Origin of the sequence: Mycolicibacterium stellerae, assembly GCF_003719305.1 — a bacterium.
Lineage (GTDB): Bacteria > Actinomycetota > Actinomycetes > Mycobacteriales > Mycobacteriaceae > Mycobacterium > Mycobacterium stellerae.
Genome location: NZ_RARC01000039.1, coordinates 41,335 through 62,191 on the forward strand (window position 1 = coordinate 41,335; position 20,857 = coordinate 62,191).

Annotated in this window: 23 protein-coding genes; 15 read left to right on the forward strand and 8 right to left on the reverse strand. The window is 66.1% G+C overall.

Going from position 1 to position 20,857, the window contains the following annotated elements; genetic code table 11:
* Positions 1–1,242, reverse strand: a complete 1,242-nt coding sequence (locus D6M19_RS30560) for an alanine racemase (protein WP_123029043.1) — start codon at positions 1,240–1,242, stop codon at positions 1–3.
* Positions 1,243–1,265: 23 nt separating this feature from the next.
* Here D6M19_RS30560 and lysS point away from each other — a divergent pair, with 23 nt between their 5' ends.
* From lysS to D6M19_RS30590, 6 genes are all read left to right on the forward strand, one after another.
* Positions 1,266–2,780, forward strand: coding sequence for a lysine--tRNA ligase (gene lysS / locus D6M19_RS30565; RefSeq protein WP_123029044.1), 1,515 nt, complete (start codon positions 1,266–1,268; stop codon positions 2,778–2,780).
* 113 nt (positions 2,781–2,893) lie between these two features.
* On the forward strand, positions 2,894–3,235 hold the full coding sequence (gene lsr2, locus D6M19_RS30570) for a histone-like nucleoid-structuring protein Lsr2 (RefSeq protein ID WP_123029045.1): 342 nt from the start codon (positions 2,894–2,896) through the stop codon (positions 3,233–3,235).
* A 300-nt stretch (positions 3,236–3,535) separates the two neighbouring features.
* A complete protein-coding gene (gene clpC1, locus D6M19_RS30575; protein ID WP_123029046.1) occupies positions 3,536–6,091 on the forward strand; it encodes an ATP-dependent protease ATP-binding subunit ClpC in 2,556 nt (851 codons plus the stop codon).
* A 218-nt stretch (positions 6,092–6,309) separates the two neighbouring features.
* Positions 6,310–6,525, forward strand: a complete 216-nt coding sequence (locus D6M19_RS30580; RefSeq protein WP_123029047.1) for a CbtB domain-containing protein — start codon at positions 6,310–6,312, stop codon at positions 6,523–6,525.
* 21 nt (positions 6,526–6,546) lie between these two features.
* Complete coding sequence (locus D6M19_RS30585) at positions 6,547–7,278, forward strand: CbtA family protein (protein WP_123029048.1); 732 nt, start codon at positions 6,547–6,549, stop codon at positions 7,276–7,278.
* Positions 7,275–7,826, forward strand: coding sequence for a histidine phosphatase family protein (locus D6M19_RS30590; RefSeq protein ID WP_123029049.1), 552 nt, complete (start codon positions 7,275–7,277; stop codon positions 7,824–7,826). The genes D6M19_RS30585 and D6M19_RS30590 overlap by 4 nt, the downstream gene beginning before the upstream one ends.
* Before the next feature lies 1 nt (position 7,827).
* Here D6M19_RS30590 and D6M19_RS30595 read toward each other — a convergent pair whose 3' ends face one another.
* A complete protein-coding gene (locus D6M19_RS30595; RefSeq protein WP_234835123.1) occupies positions 7,828–9,168 on the reverse strand; it encodes a serine hydrolase in 1,341 nt (446 codons plus the stop codon).
* 10 nt (positions 9,169–9,178) lie between these two features.
* Positions 9,179–9,496, reverse strand: coding sequence for a mycobilin-forming heme oxygenase MhuD (gene mhuD, locus D6M19_RS30600; RefSeq protein ID WP_123029051.1), 318 nt, complete (start codon positions 9,494–9,496; stop codon positions 9,179–9,181).
* A 54-nt stretch (positions 9,497–9,550) separates the two neighbouring features.
* Between mhuD and D6M19_RS30605 the strand changes: the two genes are divergently transcribed.
* On the forward strand, positions 9,551–10,339 hold the full coding sequence (locus D6M19_RS30605; RefSeq protein ID WP_123029052.1) for an alpha/beta fold hydrolase: 789 nt from the start codon (positions 9,551–9,553) through the stop codon (positions 10,337–10,339).
* Here D6M19_RS30605 and D6M19_RS30610 read toward each other — a convergent pair.
* Complete coding sequence (locus D6M19_RS30610; protein WP_123029053.1) at positions 10,313–10,567, reverse strand: hypothetical protein; 255 nt, start codon at positions 10,565–10,567, stop codon at positions 10,313–10,315. The two genes, D6M19_RS30605 and D6M19_RS30610, sit on opposite strands and share 27 nt — an antisense overlap.
* 71 nt (positions 10,568–10,638) lie before the next feature.
* Between D6M19_RS30610 and D6M19_RS30615 the strand changes: the two genes are divergently transcribed.
* Both D6M19_RS30615 and D6M19_RS30620 read left to right on the forward strand, forming a co-directional pair.
* Positions 10,639–11,616, forward strand: coding sequence for a GlxA family transcriptional regulator (locus D6M19_RS30615; RefSeq protein ID WP_123029054.1), 978 nt, complete (start codon positions 10,639–10,641; stop codon positions 11,614–11,616).
* A 41-nt stretch (positions 11,617–11,657) separates the two neighbouring features.
* Entirely contained in the window at positions 11,658–12,524 is an 867-nt protein-coding gene (locus tag D6M19_RS30620) for a hypothetical protein (protein WP_123029055.1), read from the forward strand.
* On the opposite strand, the gene D6M19_RS30625 is transcribed toward D6M19_RS30620, so the two are convergent.
* On the reverse strand, positions 12,521–13,417 hold the full coding sequence (locus tag D6M19_RS30625; RefSeq protein WP_407665426.1) for an iron-sulfur binding domain-containing protein: 897 nt from the start codon (positions 13,415–13,417) through the stop codon (positions 12,521–12,523). The two genes, D6M19_RS30620 and D6M19_RS30625, sit on opposite strands and share 4 nt — an antisense overlap.
* Here D6M19_RS30625 and D6M19_RS30630 point away from each other — a divergent pair.
* Both D6M19_RS30630 and D6M19_RS30635 read left to right on the forward strand, forming a co-directional pair.
* Positions 13,416–14,036 (forward strand): carbonic anhydrase, encoded by a 621-nt coding sequence (locus tag D6M19_RS30630; protein WP_123029070.1) that lies wholly within the window; start codon positions 13,416–13,418, stop codon positions 14,034–14,036. The two genes, D6M19_RS30625 and D6M19_RS30630, sit on opposite strands and share 2 nt — an antisense overlap.
* Positions 14,037–14,121: 85 nt before the next feature.
* Positions 14,122–14,898, forward strand: a complete 777-nt coding sequence (locus D6M19_RS30635) for a hypothetical protein (protein ID WP_164478775.1) — start codon at positions 14,122–14,124, stop codon at positions 14,896–14,898.
* Here the strand turns inward: D6M19_RS30635 and disA are convergent.
* Genes disA through D6M19_RS30650 form a run of 3 tightly spaced genes read right to left on the reverse strand, consistent with a single transcriptional unit; the run spans position 14,895 to position 18,025 of the window.
* Entirely contained in the window at positions 14,895–16,004 is a 1,110-nt protein-coding gene (gene disA, locus D6M19_RS30640; RefSeq protein WP_123029057.1) for a DNA integrity scanning diadenylate cyclase DisA, read from the reverse strand. The two genes, D6M19_RS30635 and disA, sit on opposite strands and share 4 nt — an antisense overlap.
* On the reverse strand, positions 15,995–17,395 hold the full coding sequence (radA, locus tag D6M19_RS30645) for a DNA repair protein RadA (protein WP_123029058.1): 1,401 nt from the start codon (positions 17,393–17,395) through the stop codon (positions 15,995–15,997). Before radA ends, disA begins: the two co-directional genes overlap by 10 nt.
* A 33-nt stretch (positions 17,396–17,428) precedes the next feature.
* Positions 17,429–18,025, reverse strand: coding sequence for a copper chaperone PCu(A)C domain-containing protein (locus tag D6M19_RS30650; RefSeq protein WP_123029059.1), 597 nt, complete (start codon positions 18,023–18,025; stop codon positions 17,429–17,431).
* A 320-nt stretch (positions 18,026–18,345) separates the two neighbouring features.
* Between D6M19_RS30650 and carD the strand changes: the two genes are divergently transcribed.
* From carD to D6M19_RS30670, 4 genes are all read left to right on the forward strand, one after another.
* Positions 18,346–18,834 (forward strand): RNA polymerase-binding transcription factor CarD, encoded by a 489-nt coding sequence (gene carD, locus D6M19_RS30655; RefSeq protein WP_108052422.1) that lies wholly within the window; start codon positions 18,346–18,348, stop codon positions 18,832–18,834.
* Between the two features lie 3 nt (positions 18,835–18,837).
* On the forward strand, positions 18,838–19,503 hold the full coding sequence (gene ispD / locus D6M19_RS30660) for a 2-C-methyl-D-erythritol 4-phosphate cytidylyltransferase (RefSeq protein ID WP_123029060.1): 666 nt from the start codon (positions 18,838–18,840) through the stop codon (positions 19,501–19,503).
* Between the two features lie 2 nt (positions 19,504–19,505).
* Positions 19,506–19,976 (forward strand): 2-C-methyl-D-erythritol 2,4-cyclodiphosphate synthase, encoded by a 471-nt coding sequence (ispF, locus tag D6M19_RS30665; RefSeq protein WP_123029061.1) that lies wholly within the window; start codon positions 19,506–19,508, stop codon positions 19,974–19,976.
* Positions 19,977–20,022: 46 nt separating this feature from the next.
* Positions 20,023–20,857 (forward strand): cysteine--tRNA ligase (locus tag D6M19_RS30670; RefSeq protein ID WP_234835125.1); only part of this gene is annotated, 835 nt, incomplete at its 3' end.

Consider the following 20,857-nt stretch of genomic DNA (forward strand, 5'->3'; position numbering starts at 1 on the left):
CTAAAAGAAGGTGCGGATCAGGTCGACGACGCGGTCGTCCTCGTCGAGCACGGGGATCATCTGCCACTTGTCGAACGTGGTGCAGGGATGGGAGATCCCGAACCGCAGCCACCTGCCCACCTCGACGGCGCCCTGGTCCTCCTGGCCGAGCATCAGGTATGCGTGCTGATCGTTGAGTTTGGTGACGATGCTGTCCGAGAGCTCCAGCGGCGCCGGCATGCCCTGGTCGAACGACACGTCGCGGCGGCCCATCGTCAGCAGCGCCAGATTGCGCTCGGGTCGTGACATCACCTGCGCCCACACTTCGAACGCGGGCCGCAGTCCTTCGCGGAGCGGCGACGTCCGCGCGTACAGCCCGTGGTCGTGGGTGAGATAGCAGCCGCTGCGGACGATAGTGCGCACCCGCCGACCCGCGACCGAACCGATGGTCAGCACATCGGCAACCGCGTCGAAGTAGGTACTGCCGCCCGCCGTCACCACGACGCTGTCGGTCTCGAACAGGTCGGCCAACCGTTCGACGGCCGACCGAAGCTGCGACAGATACGCGGTGACGCGGGTGAGCGCCTCCTGCGAAATGTCGTGGCCGAGCGCGGCCTCGTATCCCGCAACGCCGACGAGCCGCAGTGCGGGACACTCCGCGGCGGCACGCGCCACCTCTTCTACGGCAGACGTTTCGCGCCCGCCGGTGCGCCCCCCGGCGAGGCCGATCTCCACACAGACATCGACGGGGCGGCTCACCCCTTCGAGCGTGGACGCCATGTGCTGCACGCCCGCGACCGAATCCACCCAGCACATCAGGTTGAACTCGGGATCGCCATCCAGCTCCGCGGCGACCCAGCGCAGCGCGGCGGCATCCACCAGCTCGTTGGCGACTATGAAATCGCGCACCCCGAATGCCCGGTAGATGCGTGCCTGGCTGATGGTGGCGACGGTGACGGCGGACGCCCCCGACTCGAACTGGCGGGCCAACAATTGCGGGGCCATGTGGGTCTTGCCGTGGGGTGCGAGCTCGACGTCGCGGTCACGACACCAGCCGGCCATCACCGCGAGGTTGCGCGAAAGGGCTTCGGCGCGCAGCACGCACACCGGCCCCAGCGCGTCCTCGTAGACGAATTTGGCAGCGGCGGCGCAAATCTCTGCAGGCGTGCGGCCCCACCACGAACCGGGCAATCCCTTGAACCGCCAATCCAGCGGCTCGCCCGCCAGAGCCGTCACCGCGGCCGCGTTGATGGGTTCGACCATGAGTTCATTTAAGCTGGCACGTCGTGACCTCTTCTGATCCGCCCGATATCGAGGCCGACATCCCAGAGCAGTTCCGGATTCGTCAGGCCAAGCGCGAGCGACTCCTCGCCGAGGGCCGCGAACCGTACCCGGTCGAGGTTGCGCGTACTCACACCCTCGCCGAGATCCGCGCCGCCTACCCTGACCTGCCGGTCGACACCGAGACTGGCGACGTCGTCGGCGTCGCGGGCCGCATTGTGTTCGCCCGCAACTCCGGCAAGCTCTGCTTCGCCACCCTGCAAGAAGGCGACGGCACCCAGCTGCAGGCGATGATCAGCCTGGCCAAGGTGGGGCAGGATTCCCTTGACCGATGGAAGTCGGATGTCGATCTCGGCGACATCGTCTTCGTCCACGGCGAAGTGATCAGTTCCCGGCGCGGTGAACTATCTGTGCTTGCCGATTCCTGGCAAATAATCTCCAAGGCGCTCCGGCCGCTTCCGGTTGCCCACAAAGAGATGAGTGAGGAGTCGCGGGTACGGCAGCGTTACGTCGACCTGATTGTGCGACCCGAGGCCAGGACGATTGCGCGACAGCGGGTCGCGGTCGTGCGCGCGGTGCGGTCCGCGCTGGAGCGGCGCGGCTTCCTCGAGGTGGAGACCCCGATGCTGCAAACGCTGGCAGGAGGGGCCGCCGCTCGCCCGTTCGTAACGCATTCCAATGCGCTCGACGCCGACCTCTACCTCCGCATCGCACCGGAACTGTTCCTCAAGCGTTGCTTGGTCGGTGGTTTGGAGAAGGTTTTCGAACTGAATCGTGTGTTCCGAAACGAAGGTGCCGATTCAACGCATTCACCTGAATTCGTGATGCTCGAGACATACGAGGCGTACGGGACGTATGACGATTCGGCGAGAATGACTCGCGAAATAATTCAAGAAGTTGCCGATGAGGCCATCGGCACCAGGACAGTGCCATTGCCTGATGGCACGACCTACGACCTCGACGGCGAATGGGCGACGATCCAAATGTACCCGTCGTTGTCCGAGGCGCTCGACGAAGAGATCACCCCACAAACGCCCGTGGCGCGGCTGCTGGAGTTCGCCGACGGACTTGGTGTCGAGATACCCCGTGACCGCGGCTACGGGCACGGGAAAATGGTGGAAGAGCTCTGGGAGCACACCGTCGGGGACAAACTCTGGGCGCCGACGTTCGTCCGCGATTTCCCCACCGAGACCACGCCGCTTACCCGTGCTCACCGCAGCATTCCCGGGGTCACGGAGAAGTGGGATCTCTACCTACGTGGTATCGAACTCGCGACCGGATATTCCGAACTCATCGACCCGGTCGTGCAGCGAGAAAGATTCGCTGCGCAGGCTCGCGCCGCGGCGGCCGGAGACGATGAGGCAATGGCTCTGGACGAAGATTTCCTCGCCGCACTCGAGTATGGGATGCCGCCGACGACCGGAACGGGAATGGGTCTCGACAGGTTGTTGATGGCGTTGACAGGACTGTCAATTCGAGAGACGGTTTTGTTTCCGATTGTTCGTCGACAGACCAACTGAACGCCCTATACCAACCCCTCTTGTTGAATGGCCTGCGCCGATATGGCACATTGGTGCAGGGTTTCAACAAGGAGCTTGGCACTATGTGCCAGTCAGAAGGGTCGTGTGGGCTAATGGCAAAAAAGGTGACCGTCACCCTCGTCGATGATTTCGACGGGGAAGGCGCGGCCGATGAAACGGTTGAATTCGGCCTCGACGGCGTGAGCTATGAGATTGACCTTTCGTCAAAGAATGCCTCGAAACTGCGGGCCGATTTGAAGCAGTGGGTCGAAGCGGGGCGTCGGGTCGGCGGTCGCCGCCGGGGGCGGACGGCAGGCACGGGCAGGGGCCGCGCGGCGATCGACCGCGAGCAGAGCGCAGCAATCAGGGAGTGGGCGAGGCGCAACGGCCACAACGTGTCTACCCGCGGTCGCATCCCCGCCGACGTCATCGACGCGTTCCACGCTGCGACGTAGATCAGGCAACAAAATGCGCTGTTGCCAAAACACGATCCGCCCGTCCTGGGCGGATCGTGCTTTCGCTAGCGGCGAACTGGTCGGAGCCACGCCCGGGAAACGAATAGTCGGTGCCGGGCGTTGCTCATCTACGTCATAGGGTGCAGGGCGAACAGCGCCGAATAGCGCGACTCGATCTCTTGTTGGCCAACGACAGCCAAGCAAGGCACCCGGGGCGGCCGCCCATTACAGTGGATGGCAGGTACGCCGCGGCGTTTTGCCACACGCGCACCGACCTAGATGGAGAGCAGGTAACCACCGATGTTTGAGAGATTCACCGACCGCGCCCGCAGGGTCGTCGTCCTGGCTCAAGAAGAAGCCCGGATGCTCAACCACAACTACATCGGCACCGAGCACATCCTGTTGGGACTTATTCACGAGGGTGAAGGTGTAGCCGCCAAGTCATTGGAGTCGCTGGGCATCTCGCTGGAAGGCGTGCGCAGCCAGGTCGAGGAGATCATCGGCCAGGGACAGCAGGCTCCGTCCGGCCACATCCCCTTCACCCCGCGCGCCAAGAAGGTTCTCGAGCTGAGCCTGCGCGAGGCACTGCAGCTCGGCCACAACTACATCGGCACCGAGCACATTCTGCTCGGCCTGATCCGCGAGGGCGAAGGCGTGGCCGCCCAGGTCCTCGTCAAGCTGGGCGCCGAGCTGACCCGCGTGCGTCAGCAGGTCATTCAGCTGCTGTCGGGCTATCAGGGCAAGGAGACCGCCGAAGCCGGTACGGGTGGCCGTGGCGGCGAGGCGGGCAACCCGTCCACGTCGCTGGTGCTCGACCAGTTCGGTCGCAACCTGACCGCCGCAGCGATGGAAGGCAAGCTCGACCCCGTCATCGGCCGCGAGAAGGAAATCGAGCGGGTGATGCAGGTGCTGAGCCGGCGCACCAAGAACAACCCGGTGCTGATCGGCGAGCCCGGCGTCGGCAAGACCGCCGTCGTCGAGGGGCTCGCGCAGGCCATCGTGCACGGCGAGGTGCCCGAGACGCTGAAGGACAAGCAGCTCTACACGCTTGACCTCGGCTCGCTGGTCGCCGGCAGCCGCTACCGCGGTGACTTCGAGGAGCGCCTCAAGAAGGTGCTCAAGGAGATCAACACCCGAGGCGACATCATCCTGTTCATCGACGAGCTGCACACGCTTGTCGGTGCGGGTGCCGCCGAGGGCGCCATCGACGCCGCTTCGATCCTTAAGCCGAAGCTGGCCCGCGGCGAGCTGCAGACGATCGGCGCAACCACACTCGACGAGTACCGCAAGTACATCGAGAAGGATGCCGCCCTGGAGCGCCGCTTCCAGCCGGTGCAGGTGGGTGAGCCGACCGTCGAGCACACCATCGAGATCCTCAAGGGCCTGCGCGACCGCTACGAGGCGCACCACCGCGTCTCGATCACCGACTCGGCGATGGTGGCCGCGGCCACCCTGGCCGACCGGTACATCAACGACCGGTTCCTGCCCGACAAAGCGATCGACCTGATCGACGAGGCGGGCGCGAGGATGCGCATCCGCCGGATGACCGCTCCGCCGGACCTGCGTGAGTTCGACGAGAAGATCGCCGACGCCCGCAGGGAGAAGGAGTCCGCGATCGACGCGCAGGACTTCGAGAAGGCCGCCAGCCTGCGGGACCGCGAGAAGCAACTGGTCGCGCAGCGCACCGAGCGCGAGAAGCAGTGGCGCTCAGGTGATCTCGATGTGGTCGCCGAGGTCGACGACGAGCAGATCGCCGAGGTGCTTGGCAACTGGACCGGCATCCCGGTGTTCAAGCTGACCGAGGAGGAGACCACTCGGCTGCTGCGCATGGAGGATGAGATCCACAAGCGGATCATCGGCCAGGAGGATGCCGTCAAGGCGGTGTCCAAGGCGATCCGCCGCACCCGTGCGGGCCTCAAGGACCCCAAGCGCCCGTCCGGCTCGTTCATCTTCGCCGGCCCGTCAGGTGTGGGTAAGACGGAGCTGTCCAAGGCGCTGGCCAACTTCCTGTTCGGTGACGACGACGCGCTCATCCAGATCGACATGGGCGAGTTCCACGACCGCTTCACCGCCTCTCGCTTGTTCGGCGCGCCCCCTGGCTACGTCGGTTACGAGGAGGGCGGGCAGCTCACCGAGAAGGTGCGGCGCAAGCCGTTCTCCGTCGTTCTTTTCGACGAGATCGAGAAGGCGCACCAGGAGATCTACAACAGCCTGTTGCAGGTCCTCGAGGACGGCAGGCTCACCGATGGCCAGGGCCGCACGGTCGACTTCAAGAACACCGTGCTGATCTTCACGTCCAACCTGGGCACGTCGGATATCTCCAAGGCCGTCGGGCTCGGCTTCACCCAGGGCGGTGGGGAGAACAACTACGAGCGGATGAAGCAGAAGGTCAACGACGAGCTGAAGAAGCACTTCCGGCCGGAGTTCCTCAACCGCATCGACGACATCATCGTCTTCCACCAGCTGACTCGCGACGAGATCATCAAGATGGTCGACCTGATGATCGGCCGGGTGGAGAAGCAGCTCAAGGGCAAGGACATGGCGATGGAGCTGACCGACAAGGCCAAGTCCCTGTTGGCCAAGCGCGGCTTCGATCCGGTGCTCGGTGCGCGGCCACTGCGGCGCACCATCCAGCGTGAGATCGAAGACCAGCTGTCCGAGAAGATCCTCTTCGAGGAGGTCGGCCCCGGCCAGTTGGTCACCGTCGACGTCGACAACTGGGACGGCGAGGGTGCAGGCGAGGACGCGGTGTTCACCTTCACCGGGTCCAAGAAGCCGGCCAAGCCGGTCGAGGAAGCCGATCTGGCGGGCGCGGGTGCTGCAGGCGCACCCAGTGCGGTGACGACCACCGAGTAATTAACGGCGACTACGCAAAAGCCCCCGAATGAAAAGATTCGGGGGCTTTTGCTATGCACCGGCCCGATCGCCGGGCGCTTTGTTTAGGATGTGCGATGTAACCAGGCGGGCGAAGGAATCTGGTGAGATTCCAGAACGGTCGCGCCACTGTGACAGTCAGACCCGACGGCCGCCACGACCTTCGGACTGGGACGCGAAATCCCGGGAAAGGAATCCCCATGACGTCTTCAGAGGCTCGCAAGAGCGTCGCGCCAGCGCTGGACCTCTCGGCCACCAAGGCAGCGGTGTGGCTTTCCGTCACAGCGTTTCTCGCCCTGCTGGTGCTCTACTTCGTCGGCATGGACCAGGGTGCGACTTCGGTGTTCGGAAGCAACACCTACGTGCATGAGTTCACCCACGACGCCCGCCACCTGCTCGGCTTCCCCTGCCACTGATTCGCCGAGTCAGACACGCAAATGGAAAAGCGAATAATCGCGCGCGGGCTGCTGTCCGGCGCAATCGCAAGCGTGGCGGCGTTCATCTTCGCCCGCACGTTTGTCGAACCGGTGATCGCCAAGGCGATCGCATACGAGGAAGCTCAAGAGGCTGGCCACGAGCACGGGGTCGAACTGTTCACCCGGGGTGTGCAGGCCAACATCGGCATGGGGTTCGGCGTGCTGGCATACGGGGTCGCGATGGGGGCGTTGTTCGCGGTTGCGTACTGCGTCGTGTACGGCCGCGTCGGGAACCTGTCCCCGCGACTGCTGTCCGTGCTGCTGGCAGGCGGAATGTTTCTGTCGCTCTATGTGATTCCGTTCCTGAAGTACCCAGCCAGTCCGCCCGCGGTCAGCCTCGATGAGACGATCCGGCAGCGCACCCTGCTCTACCTGATGATGGTGGTGCTTTCGGTAGTGCTGCTCGCCGCTGCCGTATGGTTGGGCCGCAATCTGACGGAGCGGTACGGCGCGTGGAGCGCAACACTCGTCGCGGCCGCGGCCTATATCGTTGCCGTCGCGATCGTGATGCTGCTGCTGCCCACCATCGATGAGACGCCTGGCGACTTCCCGGCCGAGGTCCTTTACGAATTCCGGCTCTATTCGCTTGGCACTCAGTTCGTTTTGTGGGCGATCATCGCGGTGGTGTTCGGCTCGACCGTGCAACGACTGCTCGGTGAGCCAACGCGGCAGGAGACGTTCACGTCCGTATGAGTGAGGTCGTCCGGCTGACACTCGTGTCGCATGCCATGACCGACGCGATGTCGGCCGGACGATTCCCTACCGATGAGCCGCTGAACTCGGTGGGGCACCGCCAGGTCGACGCATCAATCGAGCTTGGAGTCACCGACAGCGCCTTCTGCGGGCCCGAGAAGCGCGCCAGGCAGACCGCGGAGCTCCTCGGCCTGCAGGCGAGCATCGAGCACCGGCTGGCCGACCTGGACTGCGGCCGATGGCGTGGCGATGTGCTCGGTGGCGTGCGGCCAGCGGACCTCGCCATTTGGCTCACCGATCCGGGTCGGGCGCCGCACGGTGGCGAATCCATCGTCGAGCTGGTCAGCCGCGTGCGTGACTGGATGGACACGTTGACCACCCGTCACAGCCGGCTGGTTGCCGTCACACATCCCGCTGTCGTACGCGCCGCAATCCTGGTGGCACTAGATGCGCCGCCGAAGTCGTTCTGGCGCATCGACATTGCGCCGGTGAGCCGAACTGTCATGCACTTCCGCGGTCACGCGTGGAACCTGCGCACCACAAAGTGAATCAGCCGGCGGGTACCAGATCGAAGGTCTGGTGCACGATCGACAGCAGCCAGGCCGCCGCGGTCTGACTCCGGAACTTGGGCCAATTCAGCTGGAAGCTGACGACATACGGTTGTCCGGTGCGATCGACGGCATACCAGCTGAACGTCAGGTCACCGGGCAAGTTGCCGCCCTTTGCGCCGATATACGGCCACTTGTCGCGATCCAGATCGATTCCGGGGATGGCCGAAAGGATCTGTTTCACCGGTGCCGCCGCGCCGACCGCTGAAGCCTGAAGCGCGGCATGCACCCGGCAGATGTCGGCCGCAGAGCCGTACCATTCGGCGCCGATGTCCGACGCCGGGGTGTGGGTTCGTTGCGGATCCGGGTCGTAGGGGCGGGAATTCGTCTGGTTGAACAGTTGTGCGCGCCCCGTCGACGATGACGACACCCTCTGCCACTGGTCGCGCAGATTCGGCTTGCCCCAACCGACCGAGAACAACTCGTGGGTGGTCGGAAACGGTGTCATGCTGCCCGGATCGTGGTGTCCCGCGGTGATCAGCGCACGCTCGACGGCACCTGGGCCGAGCCGTTGGATCAACAGGTCGGTGGCCATGTTGTCGCTAGCGGAGATCATCTGCTGCGCGGCCGTCCGCACCGAAACCGTGCTGCCGTTGGGTACTTCGTCGAGACCGGCGGCGCCGACGAGTTTACCTTCCTTTGTCACCGTGAGCTGGTCGTCCCAGCTGACGGTGCCGGCCTTTACTGACTCTGAAACGGCAAGCAGCACATAAAGCTTGAAGATCGATGCCAGCGGAAGTGACAGGTCGGTGTTGGTGCCCGCAATCGGTACGCACTTCCCGGCTGACCCGTTCGCGATGACCTTCGAAACCTGATAGGAGTATTTCGCACCCGTCTTGGAGATCTCGGCGTCGATGTCCTTCCACGACTTGATGACGGGCTCCACCAGCGACACGTTGAACCGGTCGACGAGGCCTTCGTCGTTGGTTCGGAGCTCGATGGTCTGGCCCACCTGGTAGGAGGTCAGCACGTGAAGCGTGGCGTGCCCGGCGCCGACCTCCAGACCGGTAAGCGCAAATGGACGGTCCCACCAGATCTTGTCCATCGTCACGCCGACGTCGTCCACGATCTTCGGCGCGGCCAGGGTGCGGACTCCGGTGGGCCCGATCGGCCAGTCGGAGTTGAGCATGTCCATGATCTGCTTGGCGCGCAGACCCTGCGGCGTGTTGGTGTCGATGTGGATGGTCTGCGCGGCCCCTGCTGGGCCGGCGTCGGCGCAACCGCAAGCCAGGGCGGCAACCAGCGTGAAGACGACCGACAACGAGGTCGCCAGGCGGCTCACCCTGCTCGCGTCAGGCCTCCGCGTTTGTCCCCGCAACGTCCAGCACAACCTCGAACTCCAGAAGTGACGCGCCGGTGGCGACCGGATTGGCACGCTGTCCTGCGTGCGCCTCGACGGCAGGACCGCTCGCCCACGCCTGGAACGCCTCTTCGGAGTCCCACTGCGTTACGACGAAATAGCGATCTTCACCCTTGACCGGCCGCAGCAGCTGAAAGCCGAGGAAGCCGGGCTGATTGTCGACGGCGTGTGCACGGTGTGCGAACCGCTTCTCCAGTTCCGGACCGGCGTCCGGCGGGACCTCGATTGCGTTGATCTTCACCACGGGCATGCGGCAAGGCTACCGCCTGCACGAAGACCATCCGACGCACCTAGGGTTCCAGTCATGATTCGGGGTCGCCTCGAGCAATTCGCGCTGCTCACGCGCCGAGGTGGTCACGGCGAGCCGCTCGTGCTCGTGCATGGCCTGATGGGCCGCGGAACCACCTGGACGCGGCAGCTGCCGTGGCTGACCCGGCACGGCGAGGTGTACACCTACGACGCGCCCTGGCACCGCGGTCGCGACGTCGTCGATCCGTATCCGATCAGCACGGAGCGATTCGTCGAGGACCTCGGCGAGGCGGTGGCGGCGCTGGGCAGGCCCGCCACCCTCATCGGCCATTCGATGGGCGGCCTGCACTCGTGGTGCCTCGCGGCATCGAAGCCCGAGCTGGTGACGGGCCTCGTCGTGGAGGACATGGCCCCGGACTTCCGCGGTCGCACCACCGGTCCATGGGAGCCGTGGTTGCACGCCCTTCCGGTCGAATTCGCATCGGCCCAACAGGTTTACGACGAGTTCGGGACCGTGGCCGGTCAGTACTTCCTCGAGGCCTTCGACCGTGTCGAGACCGGTTGGCGGCTGCACGGGCACACCAAGGTCTGGATCGACATCGCCGCTCAGTGGGGTACGCGTGACTACTGGGCTCAGTGGCGTGGCGTTCGAGTGCCCGCCTTGCTCATTGAGGCTGGTAACTCCGTGACGCCACCGGGGCAGATGCGCGAAATGAATGAAACCGGTCACCGGACAACGTATTTGCACGTGCCCGGTGCCGGTCATCTGGTCCACGACGAGCGGCCGCAGATCTATCGCGACGCTGTGGAGTCTTTCCTAGCGACGCTCGCCGGTGGCGCCTGAAGCGGGCCAGACCGGCTGCTTCTCGAACCGGGTGCGGATCGCGTCGACGTCGTGCGCGACGCGGAACCCGTCACGGTCGTCCTCGAACAGCCTGCCGACCAACGGTGCGGACCACCGGAACTGGTCGAACCGGATTCGAAGCGAGTCGGAACGGTGCGCGGCCCAGCTCAGCGTCGCGGCAACCGCAAAGGGTGCGATCAGGATCAGAAATGTGATTGCTGTACTCATGGCAGTAATGCTTCACTGATGCATATCCCGCCAACAGTGGCAGCAGCGACAGCGTACGATAAGATACTGCCATGGCAATTGAGAAGGTATCGGCGCTGGTGCTGGACCGCCTGGCTGTCTTCGAGTTCGGCGTGATCTGCGAGGTGTTCGGAATCGACCGGTCCGCCGACGGGGTCCCCAACTTCGATTTCAAGGTGTGCGGGCCCGAGGCCGGCAAGCCGATCAGCACCTCGGTGGGCGCGTCGCTCACCCCTGACCATGGCCTCGACGGTCTCATCGGCGCAGACCTGGTCGCGATCCCGGCGATCGCCGGGTCGGAATACCTGCCCGAAGCGCTGGAGGCGGTCAAGGCCGCGGCCGACGCGGGCGCGATCATCCTGACCGTGTGCTCGGGGGCTTTCGTCGCGGGAGAGGCCGGGCTGTTGGACGGCCGCCCCTGCACCACCCACTGGATGCACGCCGACGAGTTGGCCCGCCGGTTCCCGACCGCCAAGGTGGACCGCAACGTGCTGTTTGTCGACGACGGCAACCTGATCACCAGCGCAGGCACGGCGGCGGGCATCGACGCGTGCCTGCACCTGGTCCGTCGCGAGCTCGGCAGCGAGGTCACCAACAAAATCGCCAGACGAATGGTGGTCCCGCCTCAGCGTGACGGCGGCCAGCGGCAGTACATCGATCAGCCCATCCCGGTCCGCTGCTCGGAAGGCTTTGCGCCGCAACTGGACTGGATCCTGGCCAATCTCCACACACCGCACACCGTTGCCGGGCTTGCGCGTCGCGCGAACATGTCGGCGCGCACCTTTGCACGACGATTCGTCGATGAGACCGGCACGACGCCGATGCAGTGGGTGACCGACCAGCGCGTGCTCTACGCCAGGCGGCTGCTCGAGGAGAGCGACCTCGACATCGACCAGATCGCCGACCGGTCGGGTTTCGGCACCGCGACGCTGCTGCGTCACCACTTCCGCCGGATCATCGGCGTCACACCGTCGGACTATCGGCGCAGCTTCGCCTGCAGCGTGGACTCGGAGTGCGCCAAGACTGCCTAGCCGAATCGGCCGGCGCCAAAGCTACGTGGAAGAATCGGCCCGTGGCGGGCAATTCTGCTGCGGCCTATGCACGTTTCGAGCTGAACCGCGTCCGGGACGACCCAGAGGCGCGGTTCTTGCTGATGCGCCGACTCTACGAGGTCCCGCGGGAATTCGACCGGGGATACCTCCCGTATCGGCGCGCAACATCGGCATTCATGAACTGGCAACTCCGACGCGGACTTCTGAACCCACCAAGCCATCGGCGGCCCGGCAGTCCGTGGTGGCGGGCGTTGAACGAGGCGTTGTTGCGCGACACCGCAGAAGCCCGCGCATTGGCGTTCGGTTACGACGGCGAACCCAGCCGGAACGCGGTGGCCGCGCACCTCGATTTCATCAACCGACCCACCGCGCGCAACTGGTACCGCGCACACAACGCCAGCATCGCAGCGGGCTACCTGGACAACGAGGCGCTCGCCGCAGAGGAGGACCGGGTGGAACGCTTCTTCATCAACGTCGTCCTGGTGCGGGTGCTCTTCGCGCATGCACTTGTGGCCGCACCCCAGCTTGCGTTGGGCCGACTCGCGCCGGTGGGTCGCCCGGCGGGAGATCCCCGCGTCGGCATGACCGGCATCTTCCTGTCCCTGTCGCGAGTGCTACCCGACACGTATCCGCTCGGCGACGACGTCGAAACCTACGTGGCGATCGAGCACGGATTCGGGCACATGCTCGACATCGGCATCATCGCGCCGAGGTTCACCCGCCTCTACGACTGGTCCGCGGACGTTCTTTCGCTGCCAGGGCTTCGGGGCTTGGTGGACGGCAGCACGCCAACGTATGCATGGGATTCGAAAGACGACGCCGATGTGTGGGACTTCAAGCCGTCGAGGCTCGCACGACTTGTCCGGCGCATCGTTCCCGCCGGTTAGCCGCCTTCGCCCGCAAGCGCGAAGCGGCCGTCGGCCGTCTGCTCGACCAACCCGTCGACAAGCAGTGAGTCCAGCGCGCGGTCACGCTGAGCCGTGTCGGTAAGCCAGGCGATATCGAGTTCGGCACGGGTTACCGGAGAGTCGTTGCCGCGCAGAACATCCAGCAGTCGTCCGCGCACTTGCCGGTCGGTGCCCGCATAGCGCTGGGTGCGCCTGCTCTGCGTGGTGGCGGCCGGATAGCCTGCCGACCGCCACGCGCACACGCTCAGCGGGCAGATGCCGCAGCGCGGCGACCGTGCGGTGCACACCGTCGCGCCCAGCTCCATAAGAGCGATCGAAAAGCGCGGCGCGTCAGCATCATCGGGCAGCAGGGCGGCGACGTCGTCGAGATCGCGAGCCGACGACGCGGAGTCGGCCCTGCCGTGCACGGCCCTGGCGACCACGCGACGCACGTTCGTGTCGACGACCGGCACCCGCTGCCGATATGCGAAGCACGCGACCGCACGCGCGGTGTATGCGCCGATCCCCGGCAGCGACAGCAGGGTTTCGACGTCCGATGGCACGACGTCGTCGTGCTCGCCCACGATCGCGACCGCGCATTCGTGCAGCCGCTTCGCCCTGCGCGGATAGCCAAGCTTGCCCCATGCGCGTAACACGTCGGCCGCGCTCGCCGCTGCGGTGGCCGACGGTGTTGGCCAGCGCGCCACCCAGGCCTGCCAGATCGGCTCGACCCGGGCTACCGGTGTCTGCTGCAGCATGAACTCGCTGACCAGCACCTGCCATGGCGTCACGCCGGGCCTGCGCCACGGCAGGTCGCGCTGCTCGCGCTCATACCAACCCAGAAGCTCGGTCGACGGGATCATGCACCCGCACTCCGGCACAATGTCGGGCATGCCCAATACAAATCCGTTGACCGCATGGAAGGCACTCAGGGAGGGTAACGAGCGATTCGTCGCGGGAAAGCCCGAACATCCCAGCCAGAGCATCGAGTATCGGGCGGCACTTGCCGAGGGCCAGAAGCCGACGGCGGTGCTCTTCGGGTGCGCAGACAGCCGGGTGGCCGCCGAGATCATCTTCGACCAGGGCCTCGGAGACATGTTCGTGGTGCGCACCGCCGGCCACGTCATCGACTCGGCGGTACTGGGCTCGATCGAGTACGCGGTCACCGTGTTGAACGTTCCGCTCATCGTCGTGCTGGGCCATGACAGCTGCGGCGCGGTCAAGGCGACGATGACGGCTCTCGACGACGGTGTGGTGCCCGCAGGCTACGTCCGCGATGTGGTGGAACGGGTAACGCCGTCCATCCTCATCGGCCGCCGCGAGGGACTGACCAGCCCCGACGAGTTCGAGGCCAGACACGTCACCGAGACGGCGGCACAACTGCGTGCCCGGTCGACCGCGATCGCCGAACGCCTCGAGGCCGGGACGTTGGCCATCGCCTGCCTCACCTACCGCCTCGCCGACGGGCGAGCCGCTCTGCGGGACCATCTGGGTGACATCGGCGACGGCTGACCCCCGGCCCACTTCGTGAAAGCGCGCGGCCGACACGCCGGGTCACCTCGAACGATTGTGCGTGACCTGGCCTTACCGTGAGTCTGTGCTGGATCTAGAGCCGCATGGCCCACTACCCACCCAGATCTACTGGCGCCGCAGGGCACTTGCCATCGGTATCGCGGTCCTCGTCGTCGGCGTCATCGCCGCGGTCGTGGTGATGATCGTGATGAACACCGGCACCGAGGCGAAGAACGCCGACAAGCCGTCACCAGCGCCCGCCGCAGCGCCGACACCGCTGCCGGGAGAAAACCCTGAGGTCAAGACGCCGGTCGTGCCACCCGCCGTCAGCGCACCCGCCCCGACGCCGACTCCGACGGCTGCCGTCACCCCACCGCCAGTGCTGGAGGAGGGCGACGACTGCCCGGACTCGACGTTGGCCGTCAAGGGCATCACCAGCCAGCCGGAATACGTGGTCGGCGATCAGCCGAAGTTCACCATGGTCGTCACCAACATCGGCCTGGTGGCCTGCAAACGTGATGTCGGCGCCGCGGTGCTGGCCGCATACGTCTACGGCCTCGACAACACCCGGCTTTGGTCGAACCTGGACTGCGCGCCGTCGAACGAGACGCTGGTCAAGACGTTCAACCCCGGTGAGCAGGTGACCACCGAGGTGACGTGGACGGGGATGGGCTCGGCGCCTGGATGTCCGCTGCCTCGCCAGCCGATCGGGCCCGGCACGTACAACCTGATCGTCCAACTGGGCAATCTGCGGTCTGCGACCATGCCGTTCATCCTCGCTGCGCCCGCACCGCAGGCAGAGGCCCCGGCACCCGCAGAAGGCGCTCCCGCGCCCGAGCAGGCGCCCGCACCGGCCGGCTAGGCCAACCGGTCGGCGATCGTCGACTCCGCCAGCTGCGACAGACCCTCGCGGATGTGGCGCGCCCACATCGATCCGATGCCTTCGACGGACTGCAGATCGTTCGCGCTGGCGGCCAGCAGCCCCTGCAGTGACCCGAACGACCGCACCAACAGGTCGACGTGGGCGAACTGCAGACGGGGAATTCCTGCCATCGCCCGGTACCCGCGCGAACTCATTGCAGAATCCTGTGCCTCAGCGGTTGACGGGTAGCCGAAAACCCTTGCCAGCGTGGTGAAGTCGAGCAGTTCGGTATCCGAAAGCCCGTCGAGTTCCTCGAGCGTCGCAGTCACCTGCGATGCGGTCGGCGGGTCAGGGTTGGCGTGGTAGTCGCGCACGATCAGCTCGCGGGCGTTGTCGTTGTCGCCGACCAACTCCTCCAGCTGGAGTTTCAGCTGGCGGCCGTCGGTGCCGAGTTCGACGACATCGGAGTCGATTTCGAGGCTGATCCGGCGGACCATCTCCAGCCGCTGCGCCACCGTCATCACGTCGCGCAGCGTGACGAAGTCCTCGATCTCTGCGGTCGACAGCTGCCTGCTCACCTCGTCCAACCGGGACTTGTACCGTTCCAGCGTGTCGATGGTCTGGTTGGCGCGCGACAGGATGGTCGCCGAGTCGGGCACCACGTGCCGCTCGCCCGCCACGTAGACGGTCACGATGCTCATCGAATGGCTGACCGACACAACGGGATATCCGGTCTGGACCGCGGTGCGCTCAGCCGACCTGTGCCGGGTACCCGACTCATCGGTGGGAATCGACGGGTCGGGCACAAGCTGAACGTTGGCCCGCAGGATGCGGTTGCCGTCGCTGGACAGCACCACGGCGCCGTCCATCTTGGACAGCTCGCGAAGCCGGGTCGGCGCGTATGCGACGTCAAGGGAGAAGCCGCCGTCGCAGATCGACTCGACGCTGTCGTCGTAGCCGAGGACGATCAGCGCGCCGGTCCGGCCACGCAGGATGCGCTCCAGACCGTCGCGCAACGCGGTCCCCGGAGCTAGCCTGCCGATCGTCTCCCTCAGGGTGGGACGGACCAGCTGCACCACGTTACGGCGGCTGGACTTCACGGCCATGGCCCCTCCTCGGAGCGGCCGGCTTTCACCGAGATCTCCGTCAGCACCTTCATGGCAGCGGTGATGTTGTCGGCCGCTATCGCCCGTAAGCCTATCGGCACCGTTTTCACTCCGGGCGGAACTACCGCACAAGTGAATCCGAGCCGGGCCGCCTCCGCCAGCCGCCGCTCCATGCCGCTGACCCGCCGCAGATCGCCTGCCAGACCGACCTCTCCGATCGCGATGGCCGTGGTCGGCATCGGAAGGTCGGCGTAAGCGGACGCGATGGCCAATGCGACGGCCAGGTCCGACGACGGGTCGGTGAGCCGCATCCCGCCCACCGTGGACAGGTAGATGTCGCACTGCGTGACCTTCAGGTGAGCGCGTTTCTCCAGCACCGCCGCGATCATCGAGGCGCGCGCCGAGTCGATGCCGCTGACCGCCCGACGGGGCGTCGATGTGGTGGGCGCCGCGATCAGGGCTTGCACCTCTCCGATAAGCGGGCGCTTGCCGTCAAGGGTCACGGTGACCGCGGTGCCAGACACTGGTGCGGGACGCTGATCGAGGAAGAGGCCGGACGGATCGGCAACGCACTCGATTCCATTGTCGTGCAACATGAAACAACCGACTTCGTCGGCCGCGCCGAACCGGTTCTTGACGCCGCGCACCATGCGAAGCGCCGATGTCTTGTCGCCCTCGAAGTGCAGCACGACATCGACGAGATGCTCAAGCGATCGCGGCCCGGCGATAGCACCGTCCTTGGTGACGTGGCCGACCAGAATGATCGCGATGCCGGTGGTCTTCGCCGTCATCGTCAGCGCCGTCGTTACCGCGCGCACCTGGGTGACGCCGCCGGTCACGCCGTCGGCCTCCGTCGTCGACATGGTCTGCACCGAATCGACGATCACCAAGGTCGGTTTCACCTCGTCGATGTGGCCGAGCGCGGTCTGCAGGTCAGACTCCGCGGCGAGGAACACCTCGTCGTGGTTGCAGCCGGTGCGCTCGGCCCTCATCCGGATCTGGCCCGCGGACTCCTCGCCCGACAGATACAGCGCGCGCCGGCCCGCCTCGGCCCACCGGTGGGCCACCTCGAGGAGCAGGGTCGACTTGCCGACGCCGGGATCGCCTGCCAGAAGCGTCACCGAACCGGGCACGATACCGCCGCCGAGCACGCGATCGAGTTCGCTGACGCCGGTGTGATGGTGCCGGGTGGCGCCCGGATCGATCGAGCTGATCGGCACGGCAGGCGTCGTCGGTGCCACCGCTCGCCTGGTCGCCGAGCCGTTGACGGCGGCGAGCACAGCTACTTCGTCGACGGTTCCCCAGGTGCCGCACTCCGGGCAGCGTCCGACCCATTTCGCGGTGACATGGTGGCACTCCGAACAGCGGTACTGCGAACGCGCCTTGGCCACGATGTGACGGTATCGGCCTCCGCCGACAGTTCGTTAGTGGTGACCGCCCGTGTCGCCGCCCTCTTCGTGGGACGCGTCGCCCGCCGAGTCCCGGCGCGGCGCCTCGCCCGCCGAGATCGGAACCGGGACGGTGATCTGGCCGGCCTTCTCGAAGGCGAACGTGAAGTTGTAGGTCAGCCCGTTGGTGATGGGCTTGTCGATGTCGACCGTGGCTTTCGCCGCGTCGGCGGTCTCGGTCTGCTCGAGGGCGGAGATCTGGCCGTCGGGCTCGCCGACGATCAGGACGTCCTGGGCGGGCAGCGACGTGTCGCCGGACAGCGAGACGGTGCCGGAGTCGGATGTGATCCCGGTGAGCTTGTCGGCGGTGTCGGGCGACTCGTTGGAGGCCACGAACAGAAGCTCCACTTCGCTGCCGGGCTCGACGTAGTCGGACTTCTGCGGGGCGCGCAGGTGGACGTTGCGAAGCGTGATGTCGCCTGCCGTGGCGGCCGTGCCGTTGACCGCCGCCTGCTGGGTGGCGGTCTGGGCAACCTGCCCGGCGCTACAACCGGAGAGGGTGGCTGCTACGGCCAGCCCACACGCCCCAAGGGCCACGGTGACGGCAGAACTGCGGAATTTGAAGCAATTCACTCCAATAGCCTCCTGCTCGGCAGGCGCGGCGCCGGTGACGGCGGTCGCCGGTGACTCAGACCTGTTCGACTATGCACTGTAGTAGGTGGTGGTTGGCGGCGGTAGCGGAGGTGGCGAGGTCGTCGAAAGGGGTTTGCCGCGGATCATCGACGGGCACGTGGGAGGGGTCGCGGCGGTGTCGCTGACCAGCCGTTGCCATGCACGTATTCCTCAGCGTGTCAACCCCTACTCTTCACCTGGAGTGCCCCTGACCTGCACCGTTGTGCGGCACGTGTCCCAGCGTCGTGTTAGCATGGAGTATCGAAAGGGGCTCGAAACAGATGATTTTCAAGGTCGGAGACACCGTTGTCTATCCACACCACGGTGCTGCGTTGATCGAGGCGATCGAAACCCGGACCATCAAAGGCGAGCAAAAAGAATATCTCGTCTTGAAGGTCGCCCAGGGAGACCTCACAGTGCGAGTCCCAGCCGAGAATGCCGAATATGTCGGCGTGCGCGATGTGGTCGGGCAGGAAGGCCTCGACAAGGTGTTCCAGGTGCTTCGCGCCCCCCACACCGAGGAGCCGACCAACTGGTCGCGCCGCTACAAGGCCAACCTCGAGAAGCTGGCCTCCGGCGATGTGAACAAGGTTGCCGAGGTCGTTCGCGACCTGTGGCGCCGCGATCAGGAGCGCGGCCTTTCCGCGGGCGAGAAGCGGATGCTGGCTAAGGCCCGGCAAATCCTGGTCGGCGAGCTTGCGCTTGCCGAGAACACCGATGACGCCAAGGCCGAAATCATTCTCGACGAGGTACTGGCCGCCGCGTCCTGACGCATGAGCACGGTTGCCGTTGTACCGGCCGCAGGGTCAGGGGAACGGTTGGCGGCAGGCGCGCCGAAAGCATTCGTGAACCTGGGCGGTCGCCCGATGTTGGAGCATGCCCTCGACGGCCTGCGTAATTCCGGCGTGGTCGACACCGTGGTGGTCGCCGTGCCACCCAACCGCACAGACCAGGCCAAGCTGGTCTTCGGCGGAGCCGCGGTCATCGTGGCGGGCGGATCCGACCGCACGGAGTCCGTCAGGCTTGCGCTTGCGGCAGTCGGTGACGCGGAATTCGTCCTCATCCACGACGCGGCGAGGGCGCTCACCCCGCCCTCGTTGATCGTGCGGGTGGTGCAGGCACTCAAGGCCGGTCATCCCGCGGTGGTGCCTGGACTGCCGGTCAGCGACACCATCAAGGCCGTCGACGCCAATGGCGTCGTGCTCGGCACCCCGGAACGGTCGGGGTTGCGCGCCGTCCAGACCCCGCAGGGATTCCAGACCGAAGTGCTGCGGCGTGCCTACGACCGGGCAGCCGCGGGCGCGTTCACCGACGACGCCACCGTGGTCGAGGCCACCGGCACACCGGTGCAGGTGGTCGAGGGCGACCCGCTGGCCTTCAAGATCACCACACCGACGGACCTGCTGCTCGCGCAGGCGCTCTTGGAGCGGGCCACGTGAGCATGCCGAGGGTCGGCGTCGGCACCGATGTCCACCCCATCGAGATCGGCAGGCCGTGCTGGCTGCTGGGACTGCTGTTCGAGGGCGCCGACGGCTGCGCTGGGCACTCAGACGGCGATGTGGCGGCCCACGCGCTGTGCGACGCGCTGCTGAGCGCCGTCGGCCTCGGCGATATCGGCGAGGTGTTCGGCACCGACGACCCACGATGGGCAGGCGTCAGCGGCGCGGACATGCTGCGCCACGTGCACGGCCTTGTGCGTTCCGAGGGCTACCGGGTGGGAAACGCGGCGGTGCAGGTGATCGGCAACCGGCCCAAGGTGGGACCGCGGCGGGCGGATGCGCAGCAGGTGCTCTCGGAGCTGTTGGACGCCCCAGTCTCGGTGTCGGCGACGACCACCGACGGCCTCGGACTGACGGGCCGCGGCGAAGGATTGGCCGCCGTCGCGACCGCGTTGGTGGTTGACGCCGATTAGGCCGGTAAGCTGGCCCGTCGTGACCGACCTGCGGCTATACGACACGATGACGGGCGCCGTCCGTGACTTCGTGCCGGTGCGCGAAGGCCACGTCTCGATCTACCTCTGCGGCGCCACCGTCCAGGGCCTGCCGCACATCGGTCACGTTCGCAGCGGCGTCGCCTTCGACGTGCTCCGCCGCTGGCTGATGGCCAAGGGCTTCGACGTCGCGTTCATTCGCAACGTCACCGACATCGACGACAAGATCCTCAACAAGGCTGCCGACGCGGGCAGGCCGTGGTGGGAGTGGGCGGCCACCTACGAGCGGGCGTTCTCGTCCGCCTACGACGCGCTCGGAGTGCTTCCGCCGTCGGCTGAGCCGCGCGCAACGGGCCACATCACTCAGATCATCGAGCTGATCGACCGGCTGATCGCCGACGGACACGCGTACACCGGTGGCGGCGACGTCTACTTCGACGTGCTCAGCCTTGGCGACTACGGAAAGCTGTCCGGGCATCGGATCGACGACGTGCATCAGGGCGAGGGCGTCGCGACTGGTAAGCGCGACGAGCGGGACTTCACGTTGTGGAAGGGCGAGAAGCCCGGTGAGCCCTCCTGGCCGACGCCGTGGGGCAGGGGCAGGCCCGGCTGGCACACCGAATGCGTCGCGATGTGCGAGGCATACCTTGGCCCCGAATTCGACATTCACGCAGGCGGAATGGATCTGATCTTCCCGCACCACGAGAACGAGATCGCTCAGGCCGAGGCCGTCGGCGACCGGTTCGCCCGCTTCTGGTTGCACAACGGCTGGGTGACCATGGGCGGCGAGAAGATGAGCAAGTCGCTTGGCAATGTGCTGGCCATACCCGCTGTGCTGCAACGGGTTCGGCCGGCCGAGCTGC

Excerpts from the sequence above, each read along its gene's own strand:
- D6M19_RS30630 (WP_123029070.1), top strand. The coding sequence starts at position 13,416 with ATGCCCAATACAAATCCGTTGACCGCATGGAAGGCACTCAGGGAGGGT.
- ispD (WP_123029060.1), top strand. The coding sequence starts at position 18,838 with ATGAGCACGGTTGCCGTTGTACCGGCCGCAGGGTCAGGGGAACGGTTG.
- D6M19_RS30590 (WP_123029049.1), top strand. The coding sequence starts at position 7,275 with ATGAGTGAGGTCGTCCGGCTGACACTCGTGTCGCATGCCATGACCGAC.
- D6M19_RS30625 (WP_407665426.1), bottom strand. The coding sequence starts at position 13,417 with ATGCCCGACATTGTGCCGGAGTGCGGGTGCATGATCCCGTCGACCGAG.
- lsr2 (WP_123029045.1), top strand. The coding sequence starts at position 2,894 with ATGGCAAAAAAGGTGACCGTCACCCTCGTCGATGATTTCGACGGGGAA.
- D6M19_RS30585 (WP_123029048.1), top strand. The coding sequence starts at position 6,547 with ATGGAAAAGCGAATAATCGCGCGCGGGCTGCTGTCCGGCGCAATCGCA.
- disA (WP_123029057.1), bottom strand. The coding sequence starts at position 16,004 with ATGGCCGTGAAGTCCAGCCGCCGTAACGTGGTGCAGCTGGTCCGTCCC.
- D6M19_RS30560 (WP_123029043.1), bottom strand. The coding sequence starts at position 1,242 with ATGGTCGAACCCATCAACGCGGCCGCGGTGACGGCTCTGGCGGGCGAG.
- D6M19_RS30580 (WP_123029047.1), top strand. The coding sequence starts at position 6,310 with ATGACGTCTTCAGAGGCTCGCAAGAGCGTCGCGCCAGCGCTGGACCTC.
- D6M19_RS30605 (WP_123029052.1), top strand. The coding sequence starts at position 9,551 with ATGATTCGGGGTCGCCTCGAGCAATTCGCGCTGCTCACGCGCCGAGGT.
- D6M19_RS30610 (WP_123029053.1), bottom strand. The coding sequence starts at position 10,567 with ATGAGTACAGCAATCACATTTCTGATCCTGATCGCACCCTTTGCGGTT.
- carD (WP_108052422.1), top strand. The coding sequence starts at position 18,346 with ATGATTTTCAAGGTCGGAGACACCGTTGTCTATCCACACCACGGTGCT.
- mhuD (WP_123029051.1), bottom strand. The coding sequence starts at position 9,496 with ATGCCCGTGGTGAAGATCAACGCAATCGAGGTCCCGCCGGACGCCGGT.
- clpC1 (WP_123029046.1), top strand. The coding sequence starts at position 3,536 with ATGTTTGAGAGATTCACCGACCGCGCCCGCAGGGTCGTCGTCCTGGCT.
- D6M19_RS30615 (WP_123029054.1), top strand. The coding sequence starts at position 10,639 with ATGGCAATTGAGAAGGTATCGGCGCTGGTGCTGGACCGCCTGGCTGTC.
- ispF (WP_123029061.1), top strand. The coding sequence starts at position 19,506 with ATGCCGAGGGTCGGCGTCGGCACCGATGTCCACCCCATCGAGATCGGC.